The sequence below is a fragment of the Micromonospora xinjiangensis genome (assembly GCF_056150165.1).
This window is the reverse complement of the sequence record NZ_JAXCFO010000001.1, coordinates 616,157-640,735: the sequence shown is the minus strand read 5'-3', so window position 1 is coordinate 640,735 and position 24,579 is coordinate 616,157. Positions and strand designations below refer to the sequence as shown.

Sequence of the window (24,579 nt, the reverse complement as noted above, 5' to 3'; positions counted from 1 at the left end):
GGGTGAGCACTGACGATCGTGCGTACGCGGGCTGGCGCGACCCGAGCCACCCCTCGCAGCGCCTGGGGAGACCGTACGTGACGTCACAGGAGATCCCGCTGCACGGCGGGAACGTGAGCACCGTGGTGCGGGTCGGCGACACGGTGCGGCGCAACGCCGGCCCCTGGACGCCCTCCGTGCACGCCCTGCTGCGCCACCTGGAGTACGTCGGGTTCACCGGCGCCCCGCGCGCGCTCGGCATGGACGAGCGCAACCGGGAGGTCCTGTCGTACCTGGAGGGGGAGTGCGGGGAGTACCCGCTCGCCCCGCACTGGGTGACCGACGAGGCCCTGGTGACCGTCGCCACCATGCTGCGGATGTTCCACGACGCCCAGTACGGCTTCGTGCCGCCGCCGAACGCCGTCTGGCGCTCGTTCGGGCCGCCGCCGCCGGACACCGAGGTGATCTGCCACCACGACGCCGCGCCGCACAACGTCATCTGGCGGCCGGACGGCACCCTCGGGCTGATCGACTTCGACCTGGCCTCGCCGGGCGCCCGGATCTACGACGTGGCGTACGCGGCGTGGACCTGGGTACCGATCTTCTCCGACCGTGACTCGATCACGCTCGGCTGGAAGCACCCCGACCGTCCGCGCCGGCTGCGCCTCTTCGCCGACGCGTACGGGCTCATCCCGCGCGACCGGCATCGGCTGATCCGCACCATCCGCAAGCGGATCGTCGACCACGTCGAGGGCATCCGCCGGATGGCCGCGGCCGGTGACCCGGCGTTCGTCCGGATCGTGCACAAGGGGCACCTGCGCCGGCCCATGCGCGACCTGCGGCTGCTCGACTACGAGCGGCACGCCCTCGAGGACGCCCTGCGCTGACCCCAGGCGGTGGATCGCGCCGACCGGTAGGACATCGACGACCGCCGTACGGCCGATCCACCGCCGTCCATCCGACGAGGCGGATGTCCGCCGTCACACGTACGAAACAACCCGTCACGGAACGGAAACCCGCCGGAGTCCCTGGGTGAAACAGCGGCCGACGAGGCTTCCCGCAGCCGGCGTACGGGCGACGCTGCCCCGGAAGCCGCAAAGGAGGGAACTTCACCTATAGGAGGCCAGCGTGCCTGATGCACCGACGATCGACTCCGGCAACACCGTCTGGCTGCTGGTGTCGACTGCGCTCGTGCTGCTCATGACGCCCGGACTGGCGCTGTTCTACGGCGGCCTCAACCGGGCCAAGGGCGTGCTCAACATGATGATGATGAGCTTCACCGCCATCGGGCTCATCTCCGTGCTGTGGTGGTTCTACGGCTTCAGCATCGCCTTCGGCAGCGATGTCAACGGCTTCTGGGGCGACCCGGCCGCGTACCTCGGCACCAAGACGTTCCTCGCGGAGACCGACCTGTGGGGCGCCACCGCCGACAACCCGAGCGGGATCGGCGTCCCGCTCTACGTGTTCATGGCGTTCCAGATGGTCTTCGCGGTGATCACGGTGGCGCTCATCAGCGGCGCCATCGCCGACCGCGCCCGCATCGCCGGGTGGCTGCTCTTCGCCTTCGGCTGGGCCACCCTGGTCTACTTCCCGGTCGCCCACTGGGTCTGGGGCGGCGGCATCATCGGCGGCGACATCCACGCGCTCGACTTCGCGGGCGGCACCGCCGTGCACATCAACGCCGGCGCCGCGGCGCTCGCCGTCGCGCTGGTGCTCGGCAAGCGGCTCGGCTGGCCGCGCGAGGGCATGAAGCCGCACAACATCCCGCTCGTCGCGCTCGGCGCCGGCCTGCTGTGGTTCGGCTGGTTCGGGTTCAACGCCGGTTCCGAGCTCACCGTCGACTCGGTGGCCGGGCTCGCCTTCGTCAACACCCAGCTGGCCACCGCCGCGGCCGTCCTCGGCTGGATCGTCGTGGAGTGGATCAAGGACCGGAAGCCGACCATGGTGGGCGCCTCCTCGGGCGCCGTCGCCGGCCTGGTCGCCATCACCCCGGCCTGCGGCTTCATCGCTCCCTGGGCGTCCGTGCTGCTCGGCCTGGTCGCCGGCGCGGTCTGCGCGCTGGCGGTCAGCCTGAAGTACAAGCTGGGCTACGACGACTCCCTCGACGTGGTCGGGGTGCACTTCGTCGGTGGCTGGATCGGCTCGCTCTGGCTGGGCCTGTTCGCCACCAACTCGGTGAACTCCGCGATCAGCGACGTGGTCGGCGCCTCCGACGGCCTGTTCTACGGCGGCGGGCTGACCCAGCTGGGCCGGCAGGCCCTGGCCGGCCTCATCGTCAGCGTGTGGTCGTTCGGCGTCGCCTGGTTGATCGCCTTCGCCATCGAGAAGACGATGGGCTTCCGGGTCCGCGCCGAGGCCGAGGTCGGGGGCATCGACATCGCCGAGCACGCCGAGAGCGGCTACGACCTCTCCCCGGCGGGCGGCAGCGGCGGCGCGTTCGCGATGGCCGGCATCGGGACGCCGGCCGCGAGCGGCACCAAGCCGGACGGCGAGCCCGCCGCTCCGGTCAGCGAGAAGGTCGCCGGTTAACGTTTCGGATGGAGGGGTTGGACATGAAGCTGGTGACCGCTGTCATCAAGCCCTACCAGCTGGACGCGGTGAAGGAGGCCCTGCACGCCCTCGGCGTGGCCGGGCTGACCGTCAGCGAGGTCCAGGGGTACGGGCGCCAGAAGGGGCACACCGAGGTCTACCGGGGTGCCGAGTACACGGTCGAGTTCCTGCCGAAGATCCGCGTCGAGGTGCTCACCGACGAGATCGACGTCGAGAAGATCGTCGACGCGATCGTCACGGCCGCGCGCACCGGCAAGATCGGTGACGGGAAGGTCTGGGTGACCTCCGTCGAGGAGGTCGTGCGGGTCCGCACCGGCGAGCGCGGGCTCGACGCCCTGTAGGAGACGGGAAACGCGATGACCTCGTTGACCGGACGGGCCGCGTCGGGAGCCCCCGTTCCCGCCGCCGGCCCACCGGTCGACGAGGTCGTCGGCGTTCCCGGCATCGGCGAACAGGCCCGACAGCGGCGGGCCGCCGCGTACGACGGGTTCCTCACCCGCCTGCTGCCGTCCCGACCCGGGGTGGCGCTGATCGCCGTCGGCGGGCTCGGCCGCCGGCAGTGCGCCCCGCACGGCGACCTCGATTTGGTGCTGCTGCACGCCGGGGTGCCCGGCGTCGACGAACTGGCCGCCACCGTCTGGTACCCCGTCTGGGACGCCGGCCTGCGGCTCGACCACTCGGTGCGTACCGTCGCCGAGGCGCTCTCGGTGGCCCAGGACGACGTCAAGGTCGCCCTCGGCCTGCTCGACGCCCGCCTGGTCGCCGGCGACGCGGCGCTCGCCGACTCCCTGATCCGCACCGCCGCCGACCACTGGCGCCGCACCGCGGTACGACAGCTGCCGCGGCTGCGGGAGATCACCGCGGCCCGCTGGCAGGCCCACGGTGAGCTGGCCTTCCTCCTGGAGGGCGACGTGAAGGAGGCGGCCGGCGGCCTGCGCGACGTCGGGATCCTGCGGGCGATCGCGACCGCCGGCGTGACCGACGCGCTGCGCCCCGCCGTGCGGGCCGCGCACCTGCGGCTCCTGGACGTCCGCGACGCCCTCCACGAGCAGGTCGGCCGCCGGGTGGACCGGCTGCTCGCCCAGGAGCGCGACGGGGTGGCGGCGCGGCTCGGGCTGCGGCAGCCCCCGCGCGGCGACGCCGCCGCGGCGGTCATCCGCGACGGGGACCTTCTGCTCCGTCGGGTGTCCAGCGACGCACGCACGGTGAGCCACGCGCTGGACGACGCGTTCCGCGCCGCCGAGCGGCTGCGCGCGGGGCGATCCCGGGTCGGTGCCCGCCCCACCCGCCGTCCCGTGGCCCGGGACGTGGTCGAGCACGACGGCGAGCTGGTGCTGGCCCGCACGGCCATCGGGGCGCGGCCCGACCCGAGCCTGTCGCTGCGGGTCGCGGCCGCGTCGGCCACCACGGGGCTGCCGATCGCCCGGGCCACCTGCGAGTGGCTGGCCGTGTACTGCCCGCCGCTGCCGGCGCCCTGGCCGGCGGAGGCCCGGGCCGCGCTGACCACCCTGCTCGGCGCCGGTGCCGGTCTCGTGCCGGCGTGGGAGACCTGCGACCGGTACGGACTGGTCGACGGGTGGCTGCCGGAGTGGACGCGGGTGCGCGGCCTGCCCCAGCACAACCCGGTGCACCGGTACACCCTCGACCGGCACCTGGTGCAGACCGCGTGCGAGGCCGCCCGGCACACCCGCGACGTGGAACGCCCCGACCTGCTGCTCCTCGGCGCCCTGCTGCACGACATCGGCAAGGGCCTGCCCGGTGACCACAGCACCGTCGGCGCGCCGATCGCCGAGGCGGTGGCGAGCCGGATCGGCCTGCCCGGGCCGGAGGCGGCGCTCATCGGCACGCTCGTCCGCCTGCACCTGCTCCTGCCCGACGTGGCCACCCGGCGGGACCTCGCCGACCCGGTCACCATCTCCGCGGTCGCCGACGCCGTCGGCGACCCGGCCACCCTCGACCTGCTGCACGCCCTCGTCCGGGCCGACGCCGCCGCCACCGGCCCGGCCGCCTGGTCGGAGTGGAAGGGCCGGCTCGTCGCCGAGCTGGTCACCCGGGTCCACACCGCGCTCGACACCGGCGCCCTGCCCGCCCCACCCGCGCCGGACCCGGCGTTGCTGGCCGAGCCGCTGCCGGTCGTCCAGGTGACCGGCGACCGGGTCGCCGTCGCCGCCGCGGACCGGCGGGGCCTGCTCGCCACGGTGGCCGGCTGCCTGGCCCTGCACCGGCTGGAGGTGGTCGCCGCGGACGCCTCGGCGGTCGACGGGCGGGCCCTCGTCGAGTGCCGGGTGCAACCCCGGTACGGCCTGACGCCCGACCCGGTCGCCGTGCGCGCCGACCTGCGGCGGGCCGTGGCCGGCGACGTCTCGGTCACCCAGCGGCTGCGCGGCCGGGCCCTCGCCGCCCGCGGCTCGGGCGCCGCCCCGCGTGTCGTCTGGCACCGGGAGGCGGCCACCGACGCCGTGCTGCTGGAGCTGCGCGCCGCCGACGCGGCCGGCCTGCTCTACCGGGTGGCCTGCGCCCTCGACGAGGCGGGCGCGCTGGTCCGGGCGGCCCGCATCTCCACCCTCGGCGGCGACGTCGTGGACGCCTTCTACCTCGTTGGGGGCTGGCCCGACGACGCCACCCGCGCCCGGCTGGAGGCGGCCGTCCTCGCCGCCGTGTGACGGCTCGCGTGCGCCGCCCCACGCCGCTACGTCCCGGGACGTAGCCCGGGGGCCGCCCCCGGCACGACGCGCCGTGGCCGCGCCGGCGGCATCGTCGAGACATGGACCCGCGGCGTGACATCCTCTGACGACATGGACCCCCGGCAGCAGGCCCGGGCCGGCGGCACCCGGGCCACGGCGGGCGTCGTGGACCGCGTATCCGGCCGTGGCGCCCCGTGGCGGTCGCTGCTCTCCGACGCCGCGCTCGCCGTCGGACTGGTGCTGTTCGGGCTGGTCGGCACCGGCCCGGCGAGCACCAACCAGCCGGGCACCGTCCCGCCCGACGGGCGCGCGTACGCCGCCGTGGTGGTGGCGGCGCTCGCGCTGGCCGTACGCCGCCGGCGGCCACTCGTCACCCTGGCCGTGACCAGCGTGGCGACGGCGGTCTACCTGGCCCTCGGTCACGCGTACGGCCCGATCCTGGTGAGCTTCTTCGTGGCCGTGTACACGGTCGCGGCGTACCGGCCGGTGGTGCCCGCGGCGCTCGCCGCCGCCCCGGCGCTGGGGCTGCTGCTCGTGCACGTGTTCGTCTCCGCGGGCGACCCCCCGGGCCTGGTCGGGCTCGTGCCCGGCGCCGCGTGGGTGGTCGTTCCGTTCGCGGTCGGGGTGACCGTGCGCCTCAGCCGGGACGCCGCGACCCGCTCCCGCACCGAGCAGGCCCGCCGGCTGGCCGACGAGGAGCGGCTGCGGGTCGCCCAGGAGGTGCACGACGTCGTCGGTCACGGCCTGGCGGCCATCCACCTCCAGGCGGAGGTGGCCCTGCACCTGATGGCGAAGCAGCCCGAGCAGGCGCGTACCGCGCTCACCGCCATCAGCCGGACCAGCAAGGAGGCGCTCGACGAGCTGCGGGTCACGCTGACGGTGGTCCGCCGCGGCGAGGACGGTGGCGGGCGTACCCCGGCTCCCGGGCTGGCCCACGTGCCGGCGCTGCGGGAACGCCTCGCGGGAGCGGGGCTGCCGGTCACCGTCGAGGTCGCCGGCCGGCCGCGGGCGCTGCCGACCGCCGTGGACCTCGCCGGGTACCGGGTGGTGCAGGAGGCCCTCACCAACGTGCTGCGCCACGCCGGGGCGGCCACCGCGACCGTGCGGATCGGGTACGCGCCGACCGAGGTGTCCGTCGAGGTGACCGACACCGGGGCGGGCGCCACCGCGGGCCGGGACGCCGCGGGCCACGGCCTCGCCGGGATGCGCGAGCGGGTCACGGCGCTCGGCGGGGACCTGCAGGTCGGGCCGGGCCCGGCGGGCGGTTTCCGGGTGTACGCTCGCCTCCCCGCGCCCCCGGTGCCCGGCCAGGAGGTCGCATGATCCGCGTGGTGCTCGCGGACGACCAGGACCTGGTCCGCCTCGGCCTGCGCGCACTCGTGGAGAGCGAGGCGGACCTGGCGTTCGCCGGGGAGGCCGCCGACGGGCTCGCCGCCGTGGAGCTGGTCCGCCGCGAGCGTCCGGACGTGGTGCTCATGGACGTACGCATGCCCGGCGTGGACGGCATCGAGGCGACCCGGCGGATCGTCGCCGATCCCGGGCTGGCCGGCACCCGGGTGATCGTGCTGACCACCTTCGAGCTGGACGAGTACGTCTTCGACGCGCTGCGGTACGGCGCGAGCGGGTTCCTGACCAAGGACACCAGCCCGGCCGAGCTGCTGCGGGCGATCCGGCTGGTGGCCGAGGGAGAGGCCCTGCTCTCGCCCTCGGTGACCCGGCGCGTGGTCCGCGAGTTCGCCACCCGGCCGTCCCGGGCGCCCCGCCCGCATCCCCGGCTGGGCACGCTCACCGACCGGGAGCGGGAGGTCGTGGGGCTGGTCGGCGAGGGGCTGAGCAACGCCGAGATCGCCGAGCGGCTGGTCGTCAGCCCGGCCACCGCGCGTACCCACGTCAGCCGGGCGATGGTCAAGCTCGCCGCCCGGGACCGGGCCCAGCTGGTCGTCTTCGCGTACCAGTCGGGGCTCGTCAACTGATGATCGTCTGGCTCGACGGCGTACCCCTGTCGAGGTGGCCGCGGAGATCGTGGCGCGCCCCGGCCCGCGGGTCGCAAGATCGCGCTCTTTCCTGGATGTAGTGGTCTCAGCGCCCCCGGATGCCACTAGATCCAGCAACAGCACGATCTTGGGGTGGGGTGGGCGGTGAGGAGCAGGGGTGACGGCGGCGGGCTACCCTAGCGATGGCCGGACTCGAGGGAGCCGGCCGTCTCGTGCCCGCCGAAACACTGACAAACGGGATGTTCGCGTGTTTGACACCTTGAGTGACCGCCTCTCCGGGATCTTCACCAAGCTCCGCGGCAAGGGCCGGCTCACCGACGCCGACATCGACGCCACCGCGCGTGAGATCCGTCTCGCGCTGCTGGAGGCGGACGTCGCGCTGCCGGTGGTCAAGGGCTTCATCGCCAACGTCAAGGAGCGGGCCCGGGGCGCCGAGGTCTCCCAGGCGCTCAACCCGGCACAGCAGATCATCAAGATCGTCAACGAGGAGCTGATCAACGTCCTCGGCGGCGAGGGGCGCCGGCTCCAGTTCGCCAAGCAGCCGCCCACCGTGATCATGCTCGCCGGCCTCCAGGGTTCCGGTAAGACCACGCTGGCCGGCAAGCTGGCCCGCTGGCTCAAGGCGCAGGGGCACCAGCCGATGCTGGTCGCCGCCGACCTCCAGCGGCCCAACGCGGTCGGGCAGCTCCAGGTGCTCGGTGGGCGGGCCGGGGTCGAGGTGTACGCCCCGGAGCCCGGCAACGGCGTCGGTGACCCCGTCCAGGTGGCGCGGGACTCGATCGAGCACGCCCGGCGGGCCGCTCGCGACATCGTCATCGTCGACACCGCCGGCCGGCTCGGCATCGACGCCGAGATGATGCAGCAGGCCGCCGACATCCGCGACGCGGTCGACCCCGACGAGGTCATCTTCGTCATCGACGCGATGGTCGGTCAGGACGCGGTCCGCACCGCCGAGGCGTTCCGCGACGGCGTCGGCATCACCGGTGTGGTCCTCTCCAAGCTCGACGGCGACGCGCGCGGTGGTGCCGCGCTCTCCGTCCGCGAGGTCACCGGGCAGCCGATCCTGTTCGCCTCCACGGGCGAGAAGCTGGAGGACTTCGACGTCTTCCACCCCGACCGGATGGCCAGCCGGATCCTCGGCATGGGCGACGTCCTCACTCTGATCGAGCAGGCCGAGGCGGCCTTCGACGCCGATCAGAAGGAGAAGATGACCGCCAAGCTGATGGGCGGTGAGACCTTCACCCTGGAGGACTTCCTCGACCAGCTCATCGCGGTCCGCCGGATGGGCCCGATCGCCAACGTGCTGGCCATGATGCCGGGCATGGGGCAGATGAAGGACCAGCTCGCCGAGCTTGACGACAAGCACTTCGACCGGGTCACCGCCATCATCCGGTCGATGACCCCGACCGAGCGCACCAACCCGAAGATCATCAACGGTTCTCGTCGGGCGCGGATCGCCAACGGCTCCGGCGTCACCGTCATGGACGTCAACCAGCTGCTCAACCGCTTCGCCGACGCGCAGAAGATGATGAAGCAGATGGGCGGCATGATGGGCCTGCCCGGTGGCCGGCGCAAGGCGACGAAGTCACCGAAGAACAAGCGCAAGGGCACCAAGGGCGGCGGGCGGCCGCGCGCCGGGGCCGGGATGCCGGGCGGCTTCCCGGGCGGCATGCCGCAGCTCCCGCCGGGGCTGGACCCGAACGACCTGGCCGGTCAGGGGCTCCCGCCGGGCTTCAAGCTGCCGAACATCGACTTCAACAAGCTCGGCAAGGACAAGAAGGGCTGAGCGGGGCGCCGCTCAGTGGCATCGGCCGCGCCGCCGAGGGAGATGAACCCCCGGTGGCGCGGCCGAAGCCGTGTCAGAGCGTGACCAGGCCGAGTTTGACCAGGCTGTCGACGGTGTCGGCGATCGTCCGCTCGGTCGGCCTTGGGCGCCAGCCGAGCACGTCCCGGGCCTTCCCGTTGCTGATCACCGGGATCCGGCCGCCGAGGCGCGCGGCCTCGCGCAGCGCGGGCTCGGTCGTCGCGGCCTCCCGCACCTCGTCGCCGCCCTCATGTCATGGAGCGTTCCCGGGTTGAAGCGCTTCAAGTCAAGCCGTGTGACCGGGAACTCCGGTGCGGACGCGCGTGGCGCGCGGCGATCCGGTAGGACTGTCCGCATGGCTTTGCATGTGCGCGGTGTGCTGCTCCCCGACGACGAGGTCCGTGATCTCTGGCTGGTCGGTGACCGGGTGACCTTCGAGCCGGTGCCCGGCGCCGAGACGGTGGTGGACGGCGGCTTCGTGCTGCCCGGGCTCACCGACGCGCACTGTCACATCGGCATCGCCCGGGGTGGTGCCCCGATCACCTCCGTGGAGCAGGCCCGGGAGCTGGCCCTGGTCGACCGGGACGCGGGGGTGCTCGCGATCCGCGATGCCGGTTCGCCGTACCCGTACCCCGAGTTGGACGACGCGGCGGACCTGCCCCGGCTGGCCCGGGCCGGCCGGCACGTCGCCCCGCCGAAGCGTTACCTGCGGGACATCGGGGTGGAGGTCGGTGCCGCCGAGGTGACCGCCACGGTGGCCGCCCAGGCCCGGGCCGGCAACGGCTGGGTCAAGCTGGTCGGCGACTGGATCGACCGGGGGGTGGGTGACCTCGCCCCCGCGTGGGACGCGGAGACCATGACCGCCGCCGTCGAGGCGGCCCACGCCGCCGGGGTACGCGCGGCCGTGCACACGTTCTCCGAGTCGGCGGTCGAGATCATGGTGCGCGCCGGGGTGGACTCGGTCGAGCACGGCACCGGCCTGAGCCTGGACCTGATCGACCTGATGGCCCGCCAGGGCACCGCCCTGGTCCCCACCATGATCAACATCCGGACGTTCGGCGGGATCGCGGACCAGGCGCGCGCCAAGTTCCCCGGGTACGCCGACCACATGCTCGCCCTGCGCGACCGGTTCCCGACCGTGGTCCGGTCCGCGTACGAGGCGGGGGTGCCGATCTACGTGGGCACCGACGCCGGGGGTGGCATCGACCACGGGCTGGCCGCGGAGGAGATGCTGCTGCTGCACGAGGAGGCCGGTATGGCGCCGGTGGACGTGCTCGCGGCCGCGTCGTGGGGGGCCCGGGAGTGGCTCGGCTTCCCCGGTCTGGTCGAGGGTGGGCTCGCCGACCTGGTCGTCTACCCGGAGGACCCGCGCACGGACCTGCGGGTCGTCCGCAGCCCCGCCCGCATCATCCTCCGCGGCCACCTGGTCCGCTGACCCGCTCCCGCCCTCCCGTCTCCGCTGCCTCGCCCGGTGACCAAGAGGTTCGCGCCAGCATCCGCTCGCGTCGACGCGAACCTTGATCGCCGGGGCGGAGGGGGCCGGGCCGGGGGGAGGGGTTGGGCGTGGGCGGTGGTGGGGGAGCGGGGTCGGGCGCATAGGATGTGCGGTCATGGCACGCGTGCTCACTCCCCGTGCGGAGGACTTCCCCCGCTGGTACCAGGACCTGATCGCCAAGGCGAAGCTGGCCGACAACGGCCCGGTCCGGGGGACCATGGTGATCCGACCGGCCGGCTACGCCATCTGGGAGCAGATGCAGGCCGAGATGGACACCCGGATCAAGGCGGCCGGCGCGGAGAACGCGTACTTCCCGCTCTTCATCCCGGAGAACTACCTCAAGCGCGAGGCCGAGCACGTCGAGGGCTTCTCGCCGGAGCTGGCGGTCGTCACCCACGGTGGCGGGAAGCAGCTCGCCGAGCCGGTGGTGGTCCGCCCCACCAGCGAGACGGTCATCGGCGAGTTCATGGCCAAGTGGGTCGACTCGTACCGGGACCTGCCGCTGCTGCTCAACCAGTGGGCCAACGTCGTCCGCTGGGAGCTGCGCCCCCGGATCTTCCTGCGCACGAGCGAGTTCCTGTGGCAGGAGGGGCACACGGCGCACGCCACCCGCGCCGACGCCCGCGCGTACGCCCGGCAGATCCTGCACGAGGCGTACGAGGACCTGATGGTCAACGTGCTCGGGATCCCGGTCGTGGTCGGCCTGAAGACCGCCCGCGAGCGGTTCGCCGGTGCGATCGCCACCTACACGTGCGAAGGCATGATGGGTGACGGCAAGGCGCTCCAGATGGGCACGAGCCACGAGCTGGGCCAGAACTTCGCCAAGGCGTTCGACATCACCTACTCCTCGGCCGAGGGCGGCCGGGAGCACGCCTGGACCACCTCCTGGGGCACCTCGACCCGGATGCTCGGCGGCCTCATCATGTGCCACGGTGACGACAACGGCCTGCGGGTGCCGCCGAAGGTCGCGCCGGTCCAGGCGTACGTCATGGTCGTCAAGGAGGGCGACGGCGTCGCCGAGGCGGCGGCCAAGCTGCGGGACGCGCTGCGCGACGCCGGAGTCCGCGTCGGCCTGGACGACCGCACCGACACCCCGTTCGGCCGCCGGGCGGTCGACGCCGAGCTGCGCGGCTACCCGGTACGCGTCGAGGTCGGCCCGCGCGACCTGGCCGCCGGCAACGCGGTGGTGGTGCGGCGCACCGACGGCTCGAAGACCCCCACGCCGGTGGCCGACGTGGTCGGCGCCGTGCTGGCCGCGCTCGATGCCGACCAGAAGGCGCTGCACGACCAGGCGCTGGCCTTCCGGGAGTCGCGCACGGTCGACGTGGGCACCCTCGCCGAGGCGATCGAGGCCGCCGCCACCGGCTGGGCCCGCGTGCCGTGGTCGGCCGTCGGCGCCGAGGGCGAGGCCGAGGCGAACGCTCAGGGTGTGACGGTGCGCTGCCTGCTGCGCGCCGACGGCTCGGTGCCCGACGCCGAGGACGAGCCCGACCTGGTGGCGATCCTCGCCCGCTCCTACTGACGTTCCGTCCCCGGGCCCCTTTCCGTCGCCGCGGCGACCGGGCGGGGGCCCGGTCACCGCGCGGGGGGTGACCGACGTGCACTTCGAGACCGGACGGCTGATCATGCACCGCAGCGTGCGGCGCGGACGGATCGGCTGGGTCCGGCCGGGCCGAGTGGTCAGCGACGACGAGCGCGGCCTGCTGATCTGGATCGCCAGCGACTCGCCGGTGGCCCACGAGGTCACCGAGGCGGGCCTCGGCATGCGCGCCGTCTCGTTCGCGGAGTGGATCACCTCGTCGTACCGGCTGGAGCAGGGCCGCTGGAGCGGGCCGCCGCTGCTGAAGTTCCTGCCGCCCGACGCGGCCCACTCGGTCTGGTGGTTCGCCGACGCCCGGGGCCGGTTCTCCCACTGGTACGTGAACCTGGAGGAACCGGGCGTCCGCTGGGACGACGGTGACGTCGCCGGGGTGGACGTGGTCGACCAGGACCTGGACGTGGTGATCCGGCCCGACCGCACCTGGCAGTGGAAGGACGAGGACGAGTTCGCCGAGCGTCTCGCCTACCCGGGCGACTACTGGGTGGCCGACGAGGCGGCGGTCCGCGCCGAGGGCAAGCGGGTGATCGCCCTGGCCGAGGCGGGCGAGTTCCCCTTCGACGGCACCTGGTGCGACTTCACCCCGCCGCCGGAGTGGACCGCTCCGGCCGCGCTCCCGGCCGGCTGGGACCGGCCCCCGGTGCGCTGAGGCCCGACCGCCGGGCGCGGCGCGGGCGCGCGGCCTCCGGCCCATCGGCTGTGGCGCGCCTCACCCTCCCGGCGACCCGCACGGGGTTGTGCGGCCTCCGGTGTGAGAGATCGGCGCCGGATCTGGCAGAATGGGTCGCTGGTATCCGGCGCGCGCTCCGGCGCCCTCTAACCCGGGCGCGTCGCCAGTCCACCGAGCAGTCTCCGGCCCAACCCCACTGTGCCGGTCGGCGCTCACCCGTGCACACCGCCCGGACGGGCCGGTGAGATCGCAACAGGAGCGAAACAACTGTGGCCGTAAAGATCCGGCTTCTGCGGATGGGCAAGATCCGCAACCCGCAGTACCGCATCGTCGTCGCCGACTCGCGCACCAAGCGCGACGGGCGGGCGATCGAGTTCGTCGGGATCTACCAGCCGAAGGAGGACCCTTCGGTGATCGAGGTCAAGTCGGACCGGGTCCAGTACTGGCTGTCCGTCGGCGCCCAGCCGAGCGAGGCGGTGCAGCGGCTGCTGGAGCTGACCGGTGACTGGCAGAAGTTCAAGGGCCTGCCGGCCCCGCCGCCGCTGAAGGTCGCCGCCGAGAAGGCCGACCGGACGGCGGCCTACGAGGCCGAGGCGAAGGCCGCGGCCGGGCTTGGCGAGGCCGAGGCGAAGCCGGCGAAGAAGGCGGCCAAGGCCGCCGAGGCACCGGCCCAGACCGAGGAGCAGGCCGGTGCGGACTCCGGCGAGCAGGCCTGACATGACACTGCGTCCCGCGCTGGAGCACCTGGTCAAGGGGATCGTCGACCACCCGGACGACGTACGGGTCCGGATGATCGACTCCCGTCGGGGCAAGCGGCTCGAGGTCCGTGTGCACCCGGAGGACCTCGGCACGGTCATCGGGCGGTCCGGCCGGACCGCCAAGGCGCTGCGCCAGGTGATCGGCTCCATCGGCGGGCGCGGCGTGCGCGTCGACATCGTCGACTCGTACTGATGCTGCTCATCGTCGGCAGGATCGGTAAGCCGCACGGGATCCGCGGTGAGGTCACCGTGGAGGTGCGGACCGACGAACCGGAAGCACGGTTCGCCCCGGGGGCGGTGCTGCGCACCGAACCCGGGGCGACGCCCCGGTCGGAGCCCGCGCCCGGGCCCGGCGTGCCGTTCCGGGTCCCGGCCGAGCTGACCGTCGAGTCGGCGCGCTGGCACCAGGGTCGGCTGCTGGTCGCCTTCGAGGGTGTGCTCGACCGCGACGTGGCCGAGGCGCTGCGCGGCACCCTCGTCGGGGTGGACAGCGCCGACCTCACCCCGCCGGAGGACCCGGAGGAGTTCCACGACCACCAGCTCGTCGGGCTGAGCGTGGTCACGCCGGCCGGCGAGCGGTTGGGCGAGGTGGCGCGCATCGACCACGCGCCCGCCTCCGACCTGCTCGTGCTGCGCCGCCCCGAGGGGAAGACGGCGCTCATCCCGTTCGTCAAGGCGATCGTCCCCGAGGTCGACCTCGCCGGCGGTCGCGTCGTCGTCGACCCGCCCGGCGGCCTGCTCGACCTGTAGGGCCCGCACCCGCTGGAGCACCCCGTCATGCGCGTCGACATCGTGTCGATCTTCCCGGAGTACTTCGCCCCGCTGGACCTGTCGCTGATCGGCAAGGCCCGGGGCAACGGCACGCTGCGGCTGGCCGTACACGATCTGCGGACCTGGACCCACGACGTGCACCGCACGGTCGACGACACCCCCTACGGCGGCGGTCCCGGCATGGTGATGCGGCCCGAGCCGTGGGGTGAGGCGCTGGACGCGTTGGCGCCGGCCGACGCCCCGCCGCCCCGGCTGCTCGTGCCCTCGCCGGCCGGCACGCCCTTCAGTCAGGCGATGGCGCACGACCTGGCGGCCGAGGAGCACCTGCTCTTCGCCTGCGGCCGGTACGAGGGCATCGACCAGCGCGTGCTCGACCACGCCGCGACCCGCATGCCGGTCACCGAGGTGTCCCTCGGCGACTACGTGCTCTTCGGCGGCGAGGTGGCGGTGCTGGTGATCCTGGAGGCGGTCACCCGGCTGCTGCCCGGTGTGCTCGGCAACGCGGGCTCGCTGGACGAGGAGTCGCACGCCCACGGGCTGCTGGAGGCTCCGGTCTACACGAAGCCGCCGAGCTGGCGGGGGCACGACGTTCCCGAGGTGCTCCGCTCCGGCGACCACGGGCGGATCGCCCGGTGGCGGCGCGAGGAGGGGCTGCTGCGCACCGCCGTCCGCCGCCCGGACATGCTCGCCGGGCTGGACCCGGAGAGCCTGGACAAGCGGGACCGCGCCGCGCTGGACCGGGCCGGATTTCAGGTGCCGCCGGGGGATGTGGCAAAGTAGAGGGGTTGCCGCAGTCGGCCGCGCCGCGGGCGGCTGCGAGGATCCTCGACCGGGGTCGGCTCCACCGATCGCCACCCGGGGATCAGAATCACCCATTCGCGCACCGACTGACGGTGCGCCGTGAGCCTCACGAGGACGCAGCGATGAACATCCTGGACGCCCTTGACGCCCAGTCGAAGCGGGTCGACATCCCCGATTTCCGCGCCGGTGACACCGTCAAGGTGCACGCGCGAGTGGTCGAGGGTAACCGGTCCCGTGTCCAGATCTTCCAGGGCGTCGTCATCCGCCGCCAGGGTGACGGGCTGCGCGAGACCTTCTCGGTCCGCAAGATCAGCTTCGGCGTCGGTGTCGAGCGGACCTACCCGGTGAACAGCCCGGCGATCGACCGGATCGAGGTCGTGACCCGCGGTGACGTCCGGCGGGCCAAGCTCTACTACCTCCGTGAGCTGCGGGGCAAGAAGGCCAAGATCAAGGAGAAGCGCGAGAAGCAGCCGAGCTGACCTCCCGCTCGCCACGCCTGAGCTGCACCTATGCCGTACCGGTACGACCGCACTACCCTGGTCGGCGCGGGCGCAGCGAGGCCATCGCCCCGCGACGTCGCGGGAAGCCGTTCACTGCCGCCCGGGGAGCCTCGTCGAGGTTCCCGGGCGGTGGTGTCGTTTCAGCGGACTGGGGAGTGGCGTGGCGCAGTCGATTGACGAGGACGGCACCGTCGACCCGTGGCGCCGTCGCGCCCGGCGCCCCCGCCGACAGATGCCGCTCTGGCAGGAGTTGCCGCTGCTGCTGGTCGTCGCGTTCTGCCTCGCGGTGCTGATCCGCACCTTCCTGCTCCAGGCCTTCTTCATCCCCTCCGGCTCGATGGAGGACACGCTCCTCGTCGGTGACCGGGTGCTCGTCAACAAGGTCGTCTACGACGTACGCGACCCGGCGCGTGGCGAGGTCGTGGTCTTCCGGGGCACCGACCGGTGGGCGCCGCAGGTCGGCGAGGAGCAACAGATCGGCTTCGTCGACAAGGTCGGGCGCACGATCGGCGACCTGGTGGGGGTGAGCCGCCCCGGCGAGAAGGACTTCATCAAACGGGTCATCGGCGTGCCCGGCGACCGGGTGCGGTGCTGCGACGAGCAGGGCCGGGTCACCGTCAACGGCGCGCCGCTGGACGAGACGTACGTCATCCGCGACTCGCCGCTGGACGTCCCGCCGAACCCGAAGGAGTGCCGGTCGCGGCGCTTCGACGAGGTGGTGGTCCCGCCGGGCCAGATCTTCGTGATGGGCGACCACCGATTGGTCTCCCAGGACGCCCGCTGCCAGGGGCCGGTGCCGATCGACAACGTGGTCGGCCGGGCCTTCCTGGTGGTCTGGCCATCGTCCCGGTGGAGCACCCTGCCCGTGCCCGAGACGTTCGACGACGTGCCCGGGCCCGTCGTCGCGGCGCCGGCCGGGCCGGGGCCGGTGCGACCGGCCCCGGAGGGCGGTGTGCTGCTCATCCTGCCGCTCACGGCCGCCCTGGCCCGTTCTCGCGCGTTCCGGTCGGTGGCGTCCGGTCGGGCGACGTAGGCTCCTTGGCGTGATTGACGAGCAGACCGACAAGCCGCGCAGCTCCTTCTGGAAGGAGCTGCCGATTCTGCTGGGTGTGGCGATCCTGGTCGCGGTGCTGGTGCGCGCCTTCGTCCTGCAGACCTTCTTCATCCCCTCCCCGTCCATGGAGAACACCCTCCAGATCGACGATCGGGTGCTGGTCAACAAGCTGGTCTACGACTTCCGGTCGCCGCACCGCGGCGAGGTCATCGTCTTCAAGGCGCCGATCGAGTGGAGCGGCAAGGAGGGGGAGGACTTCATCAAGCGGGTGATCGGGGTCGGCGGCGACCACGTGGTCTGCTGCGACGAGCAGGACCGCCTGGTGATCAACGGCCAGTCGCTGGACGAGCCGTACCTCTTCTCCGACCGCGGCCAGCGGGACAAGCCGGCCGACCAGGAGTTCGACATCACCGTGCCCGACGGGCGGCTCTGGGTGATGGGTGACCACCGGTCGGCCTCGGGTGACTCGCTGGAGCACTGGCAGCAGTCCGGGCAGGACATCACGGCCGCCACCATCGCCGAGGACGAGGTCGTCGGGCGGGCCTTCACCGTTTTCTGGCCGGTCAACCGGGCGAAGTGGCTGAGCGTCCCGGAGCAGTACGACGGCATCCCCAACTCCTAGCGCCGGGCGGGCGTGGGCGATGGGGGATGGGTCTGGCAGGCTGGGGCGGTGACCGTCTACACCCCTCGACGCGCGGCGCGTGTGCTGCTGGTCGACGCGGACGGCCGGGTGCTGCTCTTCGCCGGCTTCGACCCGGCCCGCCCCGAACACCGGTACTGGTTCACCCCCGGCGGTGGACTCGACCCGGGTGAGTCCCCGGCCGCGGGCGCGGCCCGGGAACTGGCCGAGGAGACCGGGTTGCGGCTGAGCCCCGCCGAGATGGGCGAGCCGGTCTGGCGGGAGACGGTCGAGTATCCGTTCGACGGGGTGTGGTACCGCCAGGAGCAGGAGTTCTTCCTGGTGCGGGTGCCGTCGTGGGAGGTGGACACCGCGGGCTTCGACGACGTCGAGCAGGCCAGCGTCACCGGGCACCGGTGGTGGTCGGCGACCGAGCTGGCGGCGAGCGGGGAGGTCCACTACCCGGTGGACCTGGCGGCCATCCTGACCCGGGTGCTGGCCGGTCCGGCCGCCGCGGGGGGTGCGCCGTGCTGACGCCGCCGCGCACCATCGTGCGCCGGGAGGCCGGGCTGTACGCGCTGGAGCGGGCGTTGCAGCGGCGCGGCTTCCGGCACGTGGCCGGGGCCGACGAGGCCGGGCGGGGCGCCTGCGCCGGCCCCCTGGTCGCCGCCGCGGCGATCCTCCCTGAGGGGCGGCGCGGCGAGATCGAGGGGTTGGCCGACTCCAAGCTGCTCACCCCGGCGAGCCGGGAACGGGTCTACGACGAGGTGGTCGCCCGGGCCCTCGCGTACGCCGTCGTGGTCATCCCGGCCGAGGAGGTCGATGCCCGCGGGCTGCACGTGTGCAACCTCGCGGCGATGCGGCGGGCGCTCGCGTCCCTCACCACGCGGCCGGAGTACGTGCTGACCGACGGCTTCGGGGTGGACGGCCTCGACGTGCCCGGTCTGGCGGTCTGGAAGGGTGACCGGGTGGCGGCCTGCGTGGCGGCGGCCAGCGTACTCGCCAAGGTCACCCGGGACCGGATCATGGTGGAGCTGGACGGGACGTACCCGGCCTACGGCTTCGCGGAGCACAAGGGCTACATCACGCCGGAGCACACCGCCGCGCTGCGCGAGCACGGGCCGTGTCGCGAGCACCGGTTCTCGTACGTCAACGTGGCGACCGTCTCGGGTCGGGATGGCAGCCCGCCGCGGGCCCGGCGGCCCGTGTCGGCCGGCCGGCGCCTGCTGGCGGGCGAGGCCCCGGAGACGCTCTTCGGCGAGGCGGCGGACCTGCTCGCCGACGGCGCCGCGGGCGGGCTCCGCGGCGGGGCTCCCGCAGCCCCGGGCGACGGTCCGGCAGCGCCGGGTGACGCCCCGGCGGCGCTCGGCGACGCTCCGGACGAGCCGATGGAGCGCTCTTGCGCGGCAGGGAGTACCGTCGGCGTGGCGTTGGGCGAGCGGCCTCGACCGCCCGCGTCGGTGGGGGAAGATGTGGTCATGGAAGGCGGAGAGCGATGAGCGCGGAAGATCTCGAGAAGTACGAGACCGAGATGGAGCTGCAGCTCTACCGGGAGTACCGCGACATTGTCCGCCAGTTCTCCTACGTCGTGGAGACCGAGCGCCGGTTCTACCTGGCCAACCAGGTCGACCTGCACGTGCGCAACTCCGACGGCGAGGTCTACTTCGAGGTCGAAATGCACGACGCCTGGGTGTGGGACATGTACCGTCCGGCCCGGTTCGTCAAGAATGTCCGGGTGATGACCTTCAAAGACGTCAACGTCGAGGAGCTGGAGAAGCCGGACATCTCCCTGCCCGCCGACTCCGGCTTCGGCGGCTGACCGGCCCGCCTTCCCCCCGGCGGGACGCCGCCCACCGCCGCGCCCGGCGCCCCACCCGCCGGTCGCGCAGCCGATCTCCCACCTCGATCGCGGCCGCCAGGCGGCCCCGCCGCTCCCGGTGACGTCGCCCCACTCGTGTCGGGCACCGACCCCGCTCTGCTCGGCGGGGACGGTGCCCGCACCTCACTCCGGGACGACGGCGACCTCGACGCGCTGCACCATGTTGTTGGCGAAGCCGCCCCGGTTCCACGGCTGGTCCACCGGCTGGGTCCGCCCCGACGCGTCCGTGGCCCGCGCGCTCAGCACGTAGCGGCCCGGCTCCGGCGCCCACTCGAAGCGCCAGCGCCGCCAGGCGAAATCGCCGCCGGCCGGGTCGTCCAGAGTGGCCGGTGCCCAGGTGGCGCCACCGTCCGTGGTGACCTCCACCGCCACCACCGGGGCGTGGCCGGACCAGGCGCGACCGTCCACCGTGCACGGACCGGGTCGCAGCACCCGCCGACGGGACATGAAGTCGGGGAAGCCGGGCGGCCGGACCAGGGCGCGCGGCTCGATCCGGGTCACCGGTACGCCCGGGTCGTCCGCGTCCTGCCGCAGCCGGTACGCCACCGCGTTCTGGTAGCCCTCGAACGGCTCGGTCACCACGCGGATCGAGCGGAGCCACTTGACGTGCGCCATCCCGTACCAGCCGGGCACGATGAGCCGCAACGGGGCGCCGTGCTGCGGCAGCAGGGGCGCGCCGTTCATCTCGTACGCCAGCAGCACCTCCTCGCGCAGCGCGTCCGCCACCGGGAGCGCCCGCTGGTAGTCCTGCTCGACGCCGCGCTCGACACCGTGGTCGGCGCCCGTGAAGACCACGTCGACCGCCTCCGGCGCGATGCCCGCCTCGCGCAGCAGGGGCGCCAGCGGGGTGCCCGTCCACTCCGCGTTCCCCACCGCCTCGACCAGCCAGGGCTGGCTCACCGGACGCGGGTCCAGCAGCGCCCGGCCGTTGCCGGCGCACTCCAGCGTGACCCGACAGGTGACCCGGGGGCGGTCACGAAGCTCGGCCAGGCTCAGCGTGAGCGGTCGGGCCACCTCCCCGTCCACGACGAGCGCGTGCGTCGCCGCGTCCAGCTCCGGGATGTCGTAGTGGATGAGGAGATAGTGCAGACCGGCCGGGGTCACGTCGTAGCGCAGCGCCTCCAGCGGGATGCCGTGGTTGCGCGCGGCGAGCTGCAACTCCTCGGCGCTGATCCCCTCACCCGGGTCGGCGAGCCGGGACGGCCCGCTCACCTCGCTGACGGCCGGAAGGTTCAGGTCGTCGACGGTCGTCATGGTGATCTCCCCGTCCCACGGCGGTGGCTCCGCCGCACCGGCCCCAGCTTAGGGCGCACCCTCCCGGTGAGGCAGATCCCGCCCGCGTGAGCGGTGCGGCGCCGATCGTCAGGCCCGGTCCACCGGTCGTCAGGCCCGGTCGACGAACTCGAACATCCGGGTGCCCGCGCTCAGCGGGCGGGGCCGGCCGAGGAAACGGTGCATGCCGACCCCCACCCCGTCGGCCGGGGTGGTCACCGCGACGGGGACGAACTCCTCCTCGGCGAACCACGCGCAGATCGCCGGCACCAGATCGGGGGCGCCCCGGTGGCGGGTCCAGAGCACCGTGCCGCCCGTCGCGCACAGCGAGGCGCAGTGCCGCACGGTGGCGCGGACGTCCGCGTCCGAGATGTTGCCGAAGACGCCGCACACGAGCACCAGGTCGGCAGGGGCGAGGTCCGCGTACGCGTCGGTCCGGGCGGCGTCGTCCACCACGACCTCCACCCCGGCCAGGCCGGCGGCGCCGGCGGCAGCCGCGGCGATCTCCGCGTTGCGCGGGTCCAGCTCGACGAGGCGGGCGGTCACGTCGTCGCGGCGCGGGTGGGTGGCGAGCACCGGAATCAGGTCACGACCCTGGCCCGCGCAGAGGCTGACGGCGCGCACCGGCCCGGCGGGCGCCCGGTCCAGCGCGTCGCGGACGTGCCGCTGCACCTCGGCCAGCCGGCGGGCCAGCGAGGATCCGGGCCGGTCGTAGTCGTCGTGCCACGCGTACCAGTCCCGGGTCATCGGCCCAGCATAGGAGGGACCGCGCATAGCAGATCAACCGTGAGGGCGGGCGCTGTCCACAGGGCGCTCGGTCGTCCACAGCGGAGGGACCGGACGTGGCGTCGGCCGTCCCCCCGGGGCACGCTCGCGCCATGCCACCGCCTCCACCGGTTCGTGCCGCCCCGGCAGGTCCGACGTCCGGGTCGGCGCAGACGCCCGGGCCGGCTCGCACGCCGGTGTCCGCCCGCACGCCCCCGCGCACCCGCCGCGTTGCGGTGACCGGTCCCGTCCGGGACGGGCCCGTCCCGGCGGCGCGTCGCGTCGCGATGCTGCTCAGCGTCCTACTCTGCGTGGCGGTGTTTCCGGGCGCCCCGCCGGTCGCCGCGACCCCGTCCAGGCCCGGCGGGGTCCCGGTGCCGGCCGCGGGCGGCCCGGCGAACGGGCCGCATCCGGGGACGCCGGCGGCGTCGACCGGGGCGGACCCGGCCGGTCCGGATGCCGCGGCCGGGCGGTTCCGCTGGCCGGTCGACGGGCCGCCCCGGCCGGTACGCCGGTTCGACCCGCCGCCCCAGCCGTGGCTCCCCGGGCATCGGGGCGTCGACCTCGCGGCGGCCGCGGGTGCGCCGGTGCGGGCGGCCGGCCCCGGAACCGTCCTCTTCGCCGGCATGGTGGCCGGCCGACCCGTGGTGACGGTGGGGCACGCCGGTGGGCTCCGGACCACCTACGAGCCGGTGCGCCCCGACGTCACCGCCGGCGAGCCGGTCGTCGGCGGCTCACCGCTCGGCGTGCTGGTGACCGGCCACCCCGGCTGTCCCGCCCCGGCGTGCCTGCACTGGGGGCTGAGGCGCGGCGCGGAGTACCTCGACCCGCTGGCCCTGCTCGGCCTCGGCCCGGTCCGGTTGCTTCCGGTCGACGCTCCACCCCGCGCCGCCGGCCAGGCCCGTGGCGCTCAGCGCTGGGCGAGCAGCGCGGGCAGTCGCACGGCGAGGCGCTCGTACTCGTCGGGTGAGTTGTAGACCTGGCCGCACAGTCGCAGCCAGCCACGGCCACCCCAGGACATGACCGCGACCTCGGTGGCGAGCCGCTCGGCGATCCGCTGCTGCAGGGCCCGCGCCTCGTCGATCGTGGTGGCCAGGCCGGGCGCCAGCGGAATGAGCCGCATGGCCACCTCGGGTCCGCCGGGGTCCGGCAGGTGGGCGGGCGCCACCCCGAGCGCGTCCCCGACCACCCGCTGGCCGTACGCCGCCAGCCGGGCGTTGTGCGCGCGGACCCGGTCGACACCGAGGCTGCGCAGTGTGAACAGGCCCACCGGCGCGGCCAGCCACGACGTGTAGTCGAGGGTGGCCTGCCACTCCAGGCGGGCGGGGAAGCCGCTCTCCTGCTCCCAGGAGACGACCAGCGGCTCGATCCGGTCCCGCCACTCGGGGGCGACGACCAACACGGCGGTGCCGCGTGGGGCGTACCCCCACTTGTGCAGGTTGCCCACCCAGAAGTCGGCGCCGACGCTCGCCACGGTGGTGGGCAGCATCCCGGGCACGTGCGCCGCGTCCACCAGGACGGGCACTCCGTGTTCGTGGGCGACCCCGACGATCGCCGCGACCGGGAAGAGTCGCGCGGTGGCCGAGGTGAGCTGGTCGACGACGAGCAGGCGGGTCCGGCCCGGGCGCAGCGCGCCCCGCACGGCCTGGACGACCTCCTCGCCGGTGGCGGCCAGGGGGATCGGCAGGACGCGGCTCTCCGCCCCGGTGCGCCGGCACTCCCGTTGGATGGAGAGCGCGACCGCGCCGTACCCGTGGTCGGTGCTCAGGATCTCGTCACCGGGGCGCAGACCCAGCGACTGGAGCACCACTGCCGCACCGGTGGTGGCGTTGCTGACCAGGGCCGTGCCGTCGGGATCGGCGCCGAGGAAGGCGGCCAGGTGCCGGCGGGAATGCGCGATCCGGTCGACCAGACCCTGGGTGAAGAAGCGCAGCGGGTTGGCCTCCATCTCGTCGCGCAGCCGCTGCTGAGCCCGCTGCACGCTGATCGGCACCGCGCCGAACGAGCCGTGGTTGAGGTGACTGACCGCCGGGTCCAGCGAGAAGAGCAGGCGGGCACCCGGAATCGGCTCCGGTGGCTGCGGGACGCTCACCAGATGATCGTAACCGTGTGTGAATCACCGTCGGCCGGTTCGGTCAGGCCCGGGGGTGGGCCTGCCGGTACGCGGCGCGGAGGCGCTCCACCGAGACGTGCGTGTAGATCTGTGTGCTCGCGAGGGAGGAGTGGCCGAGCAGCTCCTGCACCGCGCGAAGATCCGCGCCGCCCTCCAGCAGGTGCGTGGCGGCCGAGTGCCGCAGTGCGTGCGGACTGGTCCGGGGTAAACCGGTCGCCTCCGCGTAACCGCTGACGATCCGGCGCGCGGTCGTCGGGTTGAGCCGGCCGCCACGGGCGCCCAGGAGCAGGGCGTTCCCGGACCGGGGGCCCGCCAGGGCCGGCCGGCCACGGCGTACCCAGTCGTCGAGCGCGCGCTGCGCGGGCGCCCCGTACGGCACGGTCCGCTCACGTCCGCCCTTGCCGAACACCCGGACGACCCGGCGACCGTCATCGACGTCCGACAGGTCGAGCCCGCACACCTCGCTGACCCGCACACCCGTGCCGTAGAGCAGCTCCAGCAGCGCCCGGTCCCGCAGCACCACCGCCTCGTCGAGACCGCCGGCCGTCGCGCCGGCCGTCCCGCCGGCAGCGCCGCCGACCGCCTCGTCGGCGGTGGCGTCGCCCGTCCCGGTCGGTCGGTGTCCGTCGGTGGCGTCGCCCGTCCCGGTCGGCCGGCGTCCGCCGGCGAGCTGTCGGGCGCGGTCGAGTGCGGCAGCCGCGCCCGCGGACCGGGTGGGGGCCTCGACCAGCGCGCTCGCCTGGTCGGCGCGGAGCACGGCGGGTAGCTCCCGATGCGCCCGCGGTGTGGCCAGCAGGGCGCCCACGTCCGCCGGCAGCAGCCCGTGCCGGTGCGCCCAGGCGCTGAACACCCGGGCCGAGGCGGCCCTGCGGGCCAGCGAGCTGCGCGCGGCACCGGCGGTGCGCAGCCGCGCGAGCCAACTGCGCAGCACCGCCAAATCCACGCTCGCGACCTCGTGGCAGCCCATCCGCGACGCGTGGTCGAGGAGCGAGACCACGTCGGTGACGTACGCCCGGACGGTGTGCGCCGAGCGGTTGCGTACCCGGGCCAGATGGTCGGCGAACTCGTCCACCGCCGCCCGTAACGCGGGTGGCAGTGCCTGGTGGGTGGCCCGGGTGCCACCGCTCCGCTGACCCGTCACCACGCCACCGCCTCGAGACCCGGGCTGCGTGGCGTCGGCCCGGACGTCGTGTCCGCTGGCATGCCGCGAGCCTAGGCCGTGCTGCCGGAACGGTGCACCCGGCGCGCTGCCGCTCGGGTGACCGGTCCCCGCG

Annotated in this window: 26 protein-coding genes; 21 read left to right on the top strand and 5 right to left on the bottom strand. The window is 74.1% G+C overall.

Annotated elements, in window-relative coordinates; genetic code table 11:
• Positions 1-2 precede the first annotated feature (2 nt).
• The 7 genes from SM573_RS03060 to ffh all read left to right on the top strand — a co-directional run bounded on the left by SM573_RS03060 (position 3) and on the right by ffh (position 8,993).
• On the top strand, positions 3-866 hold the full coding sequence (locus tag SM573_RS03060) for a phosphotransferase (RefSeq protein ID WP_474613921.1): 864 nt from the start codon (positions 3-5) through the stop codon (positions 864-866).
• A gap of 241 nt (positions 867-1,107) precedes the next feature.
• A complete protein-coding gene (locus SM573_RS03055) occupies positions 1,108-2,508 on the top strand; it encodes an ammonium transporter (protein ID WP_474613920.1) in 1,401 nt (466 codons plus the stop codon).
• Between the two features lie 23 nt (positions 2,509-2,531).
• The gene (locus SM573_RS03050; RefSeq protein ID WP_474614028.1) at positions 2,532-2,870 is read left to right on the top strand and encodes a P-II family nitrogen regulator; all 339 of its coding nucleotides are present in this window, start codon (positions 2,532-2,534) and stop codon (positions 2,868-2,870) included.
• A 15-nt stretch (positions 2,871-2,885) separates the two neighbouring features.
• Positions 2,886-5,192 carry a [protein-PII] uridylyltransferase gene (locus SM573_RS03045; RefSeq protein WP_474615419.1) on the top strand — a complete coding sequence of 769 codons (2,307 nt, stop codon included), beginning with the start codon at positions 2,886-2,888 and terminating at the stop codon, positions 5,190-5,192.
• Positions 5,193-5,306: 114 nt separating this feature from the next.
• The gene (locus SM573_RS03040) at positions 5,307-6,536 is read left to right on the top strand and encodes a sensor histidine kinase (RefSeq protein WP_474615418.1); all 1,230 of its coding nucleotides are present in this window, start codon (positions 5,307-5,309) and stop codon (positions 6,534-6,536) included.
• Positions 6,533-7,186, top strand: a complete 654-nt coding sequence (locus SM573_RS03035) for a response regulator transcription factor (RefSeq protein WP_474613917.1) — start codon at positions 6,533-6,535, stop codon at positions 7,184-7,186. Before SM573_RS03040 ends, SM573_RS03035 begins: the two co-directional genes overlap by 4 nt.
• A 268-nt stretch (positions 7,187-7,454) precedes the next feature.
• Positions 7,455-8,993: a signal recognition particle protein gene (gene ffh, locus SM573_RS03030; protein WP_474613916.1), complete on the top strand. Its 1,539-nt coding sequence runs from the start codon at positions 7,455-7,457 to the stop codon at positions 8,991-8,993.
• A gap of 73 nt (positions 8,994-9,066) precedes the next feature.
• On the opposite strand, the gene SM573_RS03025 is transcribed toward ffh, so the two are convergent.
• Positions 9,067-9,246, bottom strand: a complete 180-nt coding sequence (locus SM573_RS03025; protein WP_474615417.1) for a hypothetical protein — start codon at positions 9,244-9,246, stop codon at positions 9,067-9,069.
• Between the two features lie 120 nt (positions 9,247-9,366).
• Here SM573_RS03025 and SM573_RS03020 point away from each other — a divergent pair, with 120 nt between their 5' ends.
• The 13 genes from SM573_RS03020 (at position 9,367) to SM573_RS02960 (ending at position 19,095) form a co-directional block, all read left to right on the top strand.
• Positions 9,367-10,446, top strand: coding sequence for an amidohydrolase family protein (locus tag SM573_RS03020; protein ID WP_474613914.1), 1,080 nt, complete (start codon positions 9,367-9,369; stop codon positions 10,444-10,446).
• 175 nt (positions 10,447-10,621) lie between these two features.
• Entirely contained in the window at positions 10,622-12,028 is a 1,407-nt protein-coding gene (gene proS, locus SM573_RS03015) for a proline--tRNA ligase (RefSeq protein WP_474615416.1), read from the top strand.
• Between the two features lie 76 nt (positions 12,029-12,104).
• Complete coding sequence (locus SM573_RS03010; RefSeq protein ID WP_474613912.1) at positions 12,105-12,752, top strand: ribonuclease FAU-1 family protein; 648 nt, start codon at positions 12,105-12,107, stop codon at positions 12,750-12,752.
• A gap of 290 nt (positions 12,753-13,042) precedes the next feature.
• A complete protein-coding gene (gene rpsP / locus SM573_RS03005) occupies positions 13,043-13,489 on the top strand; it encodes a 30S ribosomal protein S16 (protein WP_474613911.1) in 447 nt (148 codons plus the stop codon).
• Positions 13,464-13,724: an RNA-binding protein gene (locus SM573_RS03000; protein ID WP_474613910.1), complete on the top strand. Its 261-nt coding sequence runs from the start codon at positions 13,464-13,466 to the stop codon at positions 13,722-13,724. Before rpsP ends, SM573_RS03000 begins: the two co-directional genes overlap by 26 nt.
• A gap of 2 nt (positions 13,725-13,726) precedes the next feature.
• Entirely contained in the window at positions 13,727-14,281 is a 555-nt protein-coding gene (gene rimM, locus SM573_RS02995; RefSeq protein WP_474614027.1) for a ribosome maturation factor RimM, read from the top strand.
• A 27-nt stretch (positions 14,282-14,308) separates the two neighbouring features.
• Positions 14,309-15,082, top strand: coding sequence for a tRNA (guanosine(37)-N1)-methyltransferase TrmD (gene trmD, locus SM573_RS02990; protein WP_474613909.1), 774 nt, complete (start codon positions 14,309-14,311; stop codon positions 15,080-15,082).
• Between the two features lie 143 nt (positions 15,083-15,225).
• Complete coding sequence (gene rplS, locus SM573_RS02985) at positions 15,226-15,582, top strand: 50S ribosomal protein L19 (protein ID WP_120328493.1); 357 nt, start codon at positions 15,226-15,228, stop codon at positions 15,580-15,582.
• Between the two features lie 181 nt (positions 15,583-15,763).
• Positions 15,764-16,636, top strand: coding sequence for a signal peptidase I (gene lepB, locus SM573_RS02980; RefSeq protein ID WP_474613908.1), 873 nt, complete (start codon positions 15,764-15,766; stop codon positions 16,634-16,636).
• 10 nt (positions 16,637-16,646) lie between these two features.
• Positions 16,647-17,279: a signal peptidase I gene (gene lepB, locus SM573_RS02975; protein WP_474613907.1), complete on the top strand. Its 633-nt coding sequence runs from the start codon at positions 16,647-16,649 to the stop codon at positions 17,277-17,279.
• A 48-nt stretch (positions 17,280-17,327) separates the two neighbouring features.
• Positions 17,328-17,810, top strand: coding sequence for an NUDIX hydrolase (locus SM573_RS02970; protein ID WP_474613906.1), 483 nt, complete (start codon positions 17,328-17,330; stop codon positions 17,808-17,810).
• A complete protein-coding gene (locus SM573_RS02965) occupies positions 17,804-18,775 on the top strand; it encodes a ribonuclease HII (RefSeq protein ID WP_474615415.1) in 972 nt (323 codons plus the stop codon). The genes SM573_RS02970 and SM573_RS02965 overlap by 7 nt, the downstream gene beginning before the upstream one ends.
• Positions 18,772-19,095, top strand: coding sequence for a DUF2469 domain-containing protein (locus SM573_RS02960; protein WP_007075222.1), 324 nt, complete (start codon positions 18,772-18,774; stop codon positions 19,093-19,095). Before SM573_RS02965 ends, SM573_RS02960 begins: the two co-directional genes overlap by 4 nt.
• 183 nt (positions 19,096-19,278) lie before the next feature.
• Here the strand turns inward: SM573_RS02960 and SM573_RS02955 are convergent, their stop codons facing one another.
• Positions 19,279-20,409: a sulfite oxidase gene (locus SM573_RS02955; RefSeq protein ID WP_474615414.1), complete on the bottom strand. Its 1,131-nt coding sequence runs from the start codon at positions 20,407-20,409 to the stop codon at positions 19,279-19,281.
• A 129-nt stretch (positions 20,410-20,538) separates the two neighbouring features.
• Positions 20,539-21,174, bottom strand: coding sequence for a class I SAM-dependent methyltransferase family protein (locus SM573_RS02950; protein ID WP_474615413.1), 636 nt, complete (start codon positions 21,172-21,174; stop codon positions 20,539-20,541).
• Between the two features lie 305 nt (positions 21,175-21,479).
• On the opposite strand from SM573_RS02950, the gene SM573_RS02945 reads away from it, so the two are divergent.
• Complete coding sequence (locus tag SM573_RS02945) at positions 21,480-22,169, top strand: peptidoglycan DD-metalloendopeptidase family protein (protein ID WP_474615723.1); 690 nt, start codon at positions 21,480-21,482, stop codon at positions 22,167-22,169.
• Here the strand turns inward: SM573_RS02945 and SM573_RS02940 are convergent.
• The gene (locus tag SM573_RS02940; RefSeq protein ID WP_474615412.1) at positions 22,103-23,284 is read right to left on the bottom strand and encodes an aminotransferase class V-fold PLP-dependent enzyme; all 1,182 of its coding nucleotides are present in this window, start codon (positions 23,282-23,284) and stop codon (positions 22,103-22,105) included. The genes SM573_RS02945 and SM573_RS02940 overlap by 67 nt on opposite strands.
• 43 nt (positions 23,285-23,327) lie before the next feature.
• A complete protein-coding gene (locus SM573_RS02935) occupies positions 23,328-24,446 on the bottom strand; it encodes a tyrosine recombinase XerC (RefSeq protein WP_474615411.1) in 1,119 nt (372 codons plus the stop codon).
• Positions 24,447-24,579: the final 133 nt, after the last annotated feature.

Excerpts from the sequence above, each read along its gene's own strand:
- SM573_RS03050 (WP_474614028.1), top strand. The coding sequence starts at position 2,532 with ATGAAGCTGGTGACCGCTGTCATCAAGCCCTACCAGCTGGACGCGGTG.
- SM573_RS03045 (WP_474615419.1), top strand. The coding sequence starts at position 2,886 with ATGACCTCGTTGACCGGACGGGCCGCGTCGGGAGCCCCCGTTCCCGCC.
- SM573_RS03035 (WP_474613917.1), top strand. The coding sequence starts at position 6,533 with ATGATCCGCGTGGTGCTCGCGGACGACCAGGACCTGGTCCGCCTCGGC.
- SM573_RS03020 (WP_474613914.1), top strand. The coding sequence starts at position 9,367 with ATGGCTTTGCATGTGCGCGGTGTGCTGCTCCCCGACGACGAGGTCCGT.
- proS (WP_474615416.1), top strand. The coding sequence starts at position 10,622 with ATGGCACGCGTGCTCACTCCCCGTGCGGAGGACTTCCCCCGCTGGTAC.
- trmD (WP_474613909.1), top strand. The coding sequence starts at position 14,309 with ATGCGCGTCGACATCGTGTCGATCTTCCCGGAGTACTTCGCCCCGCTG.
- rplS (WP_120328493.1), top strand. The coding sequence starts at position 15,226 with ATGAACATCCTGGACGCCCTTGACGCCCAGTCGAAGCGGGTCGACATC.
- SM573_RS02960 (WP_007075222.1), top strand. The coding sequence starts at position 18,772 with ATGAGCGCGGAAGATCTCGAGAAGTACGAGACCGAGATGGAGCTGCAG.
- SM573_RS02955 (WP_474615414.1), bottom strand. The coding sequence starts at position 20,409 with ATGACGACCGTCGACGACCTGAACCTTCCGGCCGTCAGCGAGGTGAGC.
- SM573_RS02950 (WP_474615413.1), bottom strand. The coding sequence starts at position 21,174 with ATGACCCGGGACTGGTACGCGTGGCACGACGACTACGACCGGCCCGGA.
- SM573_RS02945 (WP_474615723.1), top strand. The coding sequence starts at position 21,480 with ATGCTGCTCAGCGTCCTACTCTGCGTGGCGGTGTTTCCGGGCGCCCCG.